The 4,578-nt window shown below is 61.0% G+C and carries 3 protein-coding genes and 2 pseudogenes; all 5 read right to left on the bottom strand.

Annotation, left to right across the window (positions count from 1 at the left end; translation table 11 throughout):
- Nucleotides 1–1,735 (bottom strand): annotated as a pseudogene (locus AC1D01_RS21995) (hypothetical protein); the annotation flags it as partial.
- A 130-nt stretch (nucleotides 1,736–1,865) separates the two neighbouring features.
- Nucleotides 1,866–2,783: pseudogene (locus AC1D01_RS21990) on the bottom strand (IS481 family transposase); the annotation flags it as partial.
- Between the two features lie 87 nt (nucleotides 2,784–2,870).
- Entirely contained in the window at nucleotides 2,871–3,101 is a 231-nt protein-coding gene (locus AC1D01_RS21985) for a hypothetical protein (RefSeq protein ID WP_477870045.1), read from the bottom strand.
- Nucleotides 3,102–3,514: 413 nt separating this feature from the next.
- Nucleotides 3,515–3,904, bottom strand: a complete 390-nt coding sequence (locus AC1D01_RS21980) for an SMI1/KNR4 family protein (protein ID WP_477870043.1) — start codon at nucleotides 3,902–3,904, stop codon at nucleotides 3,515–3,517.
- Nucleotides 3,905–3,922: 18 nt separating this feature from the next.
- The coding region (locus tag AC1D01_RS21975) for a hypothetical protein (protein ID WP_477870041.1) at nucleotides 3,923–4,578 on the bottom strand (656 nt) is incomplete at its 5' end.

The raw sequence follows: 4,578 nt of genomic DNA, 5'->3' as shown, positions 1-4,578 counted from the left end.
TCGGTGMGTTGACCTCGCTCTCGAAGGCCAGGCCWCCGGTGTTGTCCGGRTGCAGGTACCACGTGGTYCGGGTRCCKGCGTTCGTGCCRCTCGGRATCGTTCGCACCTCGCGRATGCGCGCGTGGTCCTCGTCGTAGTTCCACACGTAGCTCGGGCCACCTGACGGCCCTTGCACGCCCGCTTGGCTGTCCGGCAAGTTGAAACCGGTGTAGGTGATCCCGCGGTACTTGCCTGAACTCGCGCTGGTGATGTTCCCGTTGGCATCGAAGCCGTAGGTGTTGGCTGCGGCGCCTTCGATCGATTGAACGGCGTGAGGTCGAACGGAGGTGGCCCCCTGCGCGCCATAGCTGTACAGCCCCACATCGCTCTTGTAGAGGATGCTGCCCAGCGCGTTGTATTGCAGGCTGACAGTTCGGACCAAACCACTGATCGCAGGAGCAGCCACCGTGTAGCGCTGCAGCCGCCCGAGCGCATCGTGCTCGAAGTTCTCGGTCACCGCGCCTGTGTTGCCATCCCCATTCGCATCGTTGCGGTTCGTCAGCCGCCCCAGGCTGTCCCACACGTAGCCGTGATTCAGCACGTCGGTGGCGTTGCCCTTGCCCGTCGTCAAGCTGCTCGCGCGGCCCGTCGCGGCTTCATGGCCCGACTTGCTCACCACCGCGTTGCTGTACGTCTGCTGCTCCAACCGGTCCCACGCGTTGTAGGCCTGCGCCTGCCACAGCACCGTGCCGGCCGGCAGCGTCGTGCTCGCACCCGGCGTGCCCTCTGGTGTGGCGGGCAACGGGTTCACCGTGACCGCCGTCGCCAGCGACACGCTGCCGAGGAACCCCTTCGGCGTGTAGCCGTAGTTCACCGTCAGCCCGGTCGGCCAGGTCTGCGTTGCCTGCCGGCCGTTCGCGTCATAGTTCAGCGCGCTCGCAAAACTCGGCCCGTTCGCCACCGTCGTGCGGTTGCTGATGAGCCGCCCCAGGCTGTCGTACACCCACTGCTGGCTCATGTCGGTGCTGGCGCTCGTCGCGCACAGCTTGCCGATGCCCATCGTGCAGTTGTCGTAGGTCCAGGTGCTCTGGTACTCCGGCTCGCTGCGCAGCGTCATCCGGCCGAGCACGTCGTACTGCATCGTCGTCTGCCCGCCACGCTGCGCCTGCAGCGGGTTCTGCTGCCGCACGGTCTGGCCGAGCGCGTCGTAGCGGTACTCGATCACCCCGGCGTCCGGGTCGGTCAGCTTGAGCTTGTTGCCCCGCACGTCATAGACGATCGGCACCGAGTTCTGCAGCGCATCCTTCGTCGCCACCAGGTTGCCGAACGCGTCGTGCTGGTGAACGATCTGCGCACCCAGCGGGTCGGTGATGCGGATCGTGCGACCTTCGACGCTGCTCTCCTCGCGGCGCGTGCGGCCCTGGTCGTCGGTGGTGCTGACCACCAGCGCGCCATAGGCCGTGCTCGACAACCGCGCCCTGCGGCTGCCGCGGGCGCCGAAGCTCACGCCCGGCTGGCTGCCCTGGTTGTCGGCGGTGTAGATCTTCAGCACCCGGCCCAGCACGTCGTACTCGGTGCGCGTGAGCCCCACGTCGGCGCTGCCCGCGCTCGTGGACGAACCGCTGTCCAGGAAGTACGGCTGCGTCTGCAGCAGCACCTGGCCCAGGTCGCCGTACTCGGTGTCGGTGACGATCAGCCGGTTCGTGCCGCCGGGTTGTGTTGCGCCGTCGAAGGCCTCGGTGACCTGCCTCAGCACCCGGCACGCATTGATGCGGGCGGGTGTTGCACTTCAGACTTGAGACCGCCTAGCCATTTAGGTCATAGCTATCAAGCCCCGGGAGATCATGAACCCGTTTGCGGAATAACAGCGGCGAACGGGTGCGCTACTGTTTGAGCGCCTGGATGGGGGTCTGATGGTCCAGGGCGCGCTGAGGGATGCGATGGTTGTACGTTTGCACGTAGGCCAGCAGCGTCGTTGCCAATTCGGCCCCGCTTTTGAATCGAGTTTGAGCAATGACATCGCCCACTCGCGCGTTGAAGCGCTCGACCATGCCGTTGGTCTGAGGGTGGCGCGGTGGACACAGCCGATGCTCGATGCCCAGGGCTTTGCAGCGCACGTCGAAGTGATGCCGCCCACTGGGCTGTCGGGCCTTGCTGGTGAAGCGATCGGTGAACTGCGAACCGTTGTCGGTCAGCACCTTCGTGATGGCCATCGGGGCGGCCTCATGCACGCGCTCCAGGAAGTTCACGGCGCTGGCCTCGCTCTGATCGTCGTAGATGCCCACGTGCACCCAGCGGGTGGCGCGATCGATGGCCACGAAGAGATAGCGGCGGTGGCTCTCATCGGGCATCTGTGGCAGGTACTTGATGTCGATGTGCACGAAGCCGGGTTCGTAGTCCTTGAAGGTCTTTGGCGGCTTGGTCGAAGCCTCATCCTGCGGGTTCAGTTCGGCGTGCAGCGCACGCAAATTGCCGACCTCGTGACGCACCAGGCAGCGGTTCAGCGCGGAGCGAGAAACGTCCGCATTGATGAACTCGCGCGTGATGACCAGCAGATCATCCAGCGGCAGCAACAGCATGCGGCGCAACTCGACCACCACAGCTTCCTGGGCGGCCGACAGCGTGGTGCTGAGCTTGTGCGGGCGATGGCTCAGATCAGCAGGCGCCTGCCGGCCCTTCCACTTGCGCACGGTGGCCTTGGTGATGTTGTAGCGCCGCGCCAGCTCGGCGATCGACTCGTTGGAGGCTTTGATCTCGGCGCGAACCAGCGGGGTCGTACGGGCTTGCGGATGAATGCGGGTCAAGGGAAAGTCAGATTGAAACTCGGGTCCATCACGCCGCGCATGACGCTGCGTGCTCGAAGCAGCGGCCAGCTGCGAAGAGGCACATGATCACCTGGAATCCAACACATAGCCACCAAGCTCGAAATGAATACCTCCGTGCCCAAGGTTAATGTTTTGCGCAGACGGAGTATTTTTAATCTGAAGGATCACATAGTGCCACGGGTCACTAGCATCATCAGAAAATGCAAGAATTGTGCCATAGCTATCATCTTCGAACTTGGCAATATTTACAACTATTTCCATAGTTATATCACCATCGCGAATCAGCAGCCTAAACATTGGTTAAGCCACCCTGCCGGCATTGATGCTCAATGGTCGTACCGCTTTCCGCCACGCTACGATCCATACGTCACTTACATGCAGGGGAAGGTGGCTTCTGCCCAGTAGTGGTCATTGTTTCGTCAGGGTTAAGCTTATTATTAACGACCGCTCTCGCTTCTGTATGAGGAGTCGCATCCAGCTCTCGTGTGCGACTACTTCAGCTCAACTGTCGGAGCCTTTAATCTGCCGCAACTCCCTAATTACTCGATTCCAATAGCGAACAGCCTCGAAGTGCTGTTGCTTGGTCAACCATGTCTTGTTCCTCGGGTCAAGGGGATCGCCCCCCAGGACGATAGGAGTGATTTCAAACAGTTCCATGCCCAACATCCGAGATCCGTTTCCTTGGCTTTTTGATTCCCTCTTGGTCATGATCACATCGCCAACCGAATGAAGAGATCGCTAAAGCTGCGGGCAGTGGCAGTCGCATATTGCAAGTCCATTCCGACGAATGGAATACGAACGACGGAAAAGTCGGTGCTGCGCAGATCGAACCCATACCCCTCGCCACCACCGCTAGAGCCGAACAGGAGAAGACCTGGCGCATATTGGCTCACCTCATACTCTCGATTAAAAATACTCAGTTCTTCGGCCTTCCAAAGAATGAGGTAGTTGTCGCCGATGAAGCCCTCTCCACCGTTGTGCTTCCGAAGGAACTGCACGTAGTCCAAGGGTAACGAAAGACCAAGCGACTCCACAGCGTCGCGCAGGGCCTCTTCGGTCACCCCTGCGTTCAACACCCAATCTTTCAGCTCAGTTTCCATGCTTGTCACACTCCATCATCAATGTCCAACGATATCTCGCATCAGCTGATTCCACCACGGAGTTACTTGTTGGCGATGAACATCACGCGGCAATACAACCTTGTTGGCTGGATCTGTCGGACTTCCATTGAACTTCACCGGCTTCACTTCGTGCACGTCCACAGGTTTCCCTACAAGCCCTTGCTCCTTCCGTATCGCAGCGTTGGCCTTGTTCGCAGCGTCTCGAGCCGCGTTGTACTCAGGCCCCTCCAGCAGCCGGAACGTGCCTTGCGGCTTCGGAACGCTTGCCGGATATCCAGACCAGTCAGCGATCGAGAACTCACCCGGTGTCACCGCGGGCGCAGACGGTCGAGCAGCGCCGATCTCTCCCAACACCTTGACCGCGCCAATGCCAGTGATTACCTCAACGGTCATCCCGAACGCCGGCGTATCGTACTCACCCCGAGCGCCATTCAAGAACGGAACGTAGTCTGGCCCACCAGGTATTGCTCCGCTCACAAGGTTTGGAACGCCCTCCACGACACCGACACCCACATTCCAGAACGCCTTGCCAGTGTCAAGCAATGCGCTGCCAAGGCTGCTTGGATCACGCCCTCCTTTTGCGACCGCAGTCCCTTCTGGTTGCTTATCTGCCGAGGCCTTTGTCTCCGTCGTCTTGACCGTCGATTCCGGCG

This window comes from Rhizobacter sp. P3_B12, assembly GCF_056402895.1.
This window is presented reverse-complemented; position numbering and strand designations above follow the sequence as displayed.

What these genes read in the sequence shown, in the direction of transcription:
- AC1D01_RS21985 (WP_477870045.1), bottom strand. Translation starts at nt 3,101, where the DNA reads ATGTTTAGGCTGCTGATTCGCGATGGTGATATAACTATGGAAATAGTT.
- AC1D01_RS21980 (WP_477870043.1), bottom strand. Translation starts at nt 3,904, where the DNA reads ATGGAAACTGAGCTGAAAGATTGGGTGTTGAACGCAGGGGTGACCGAA.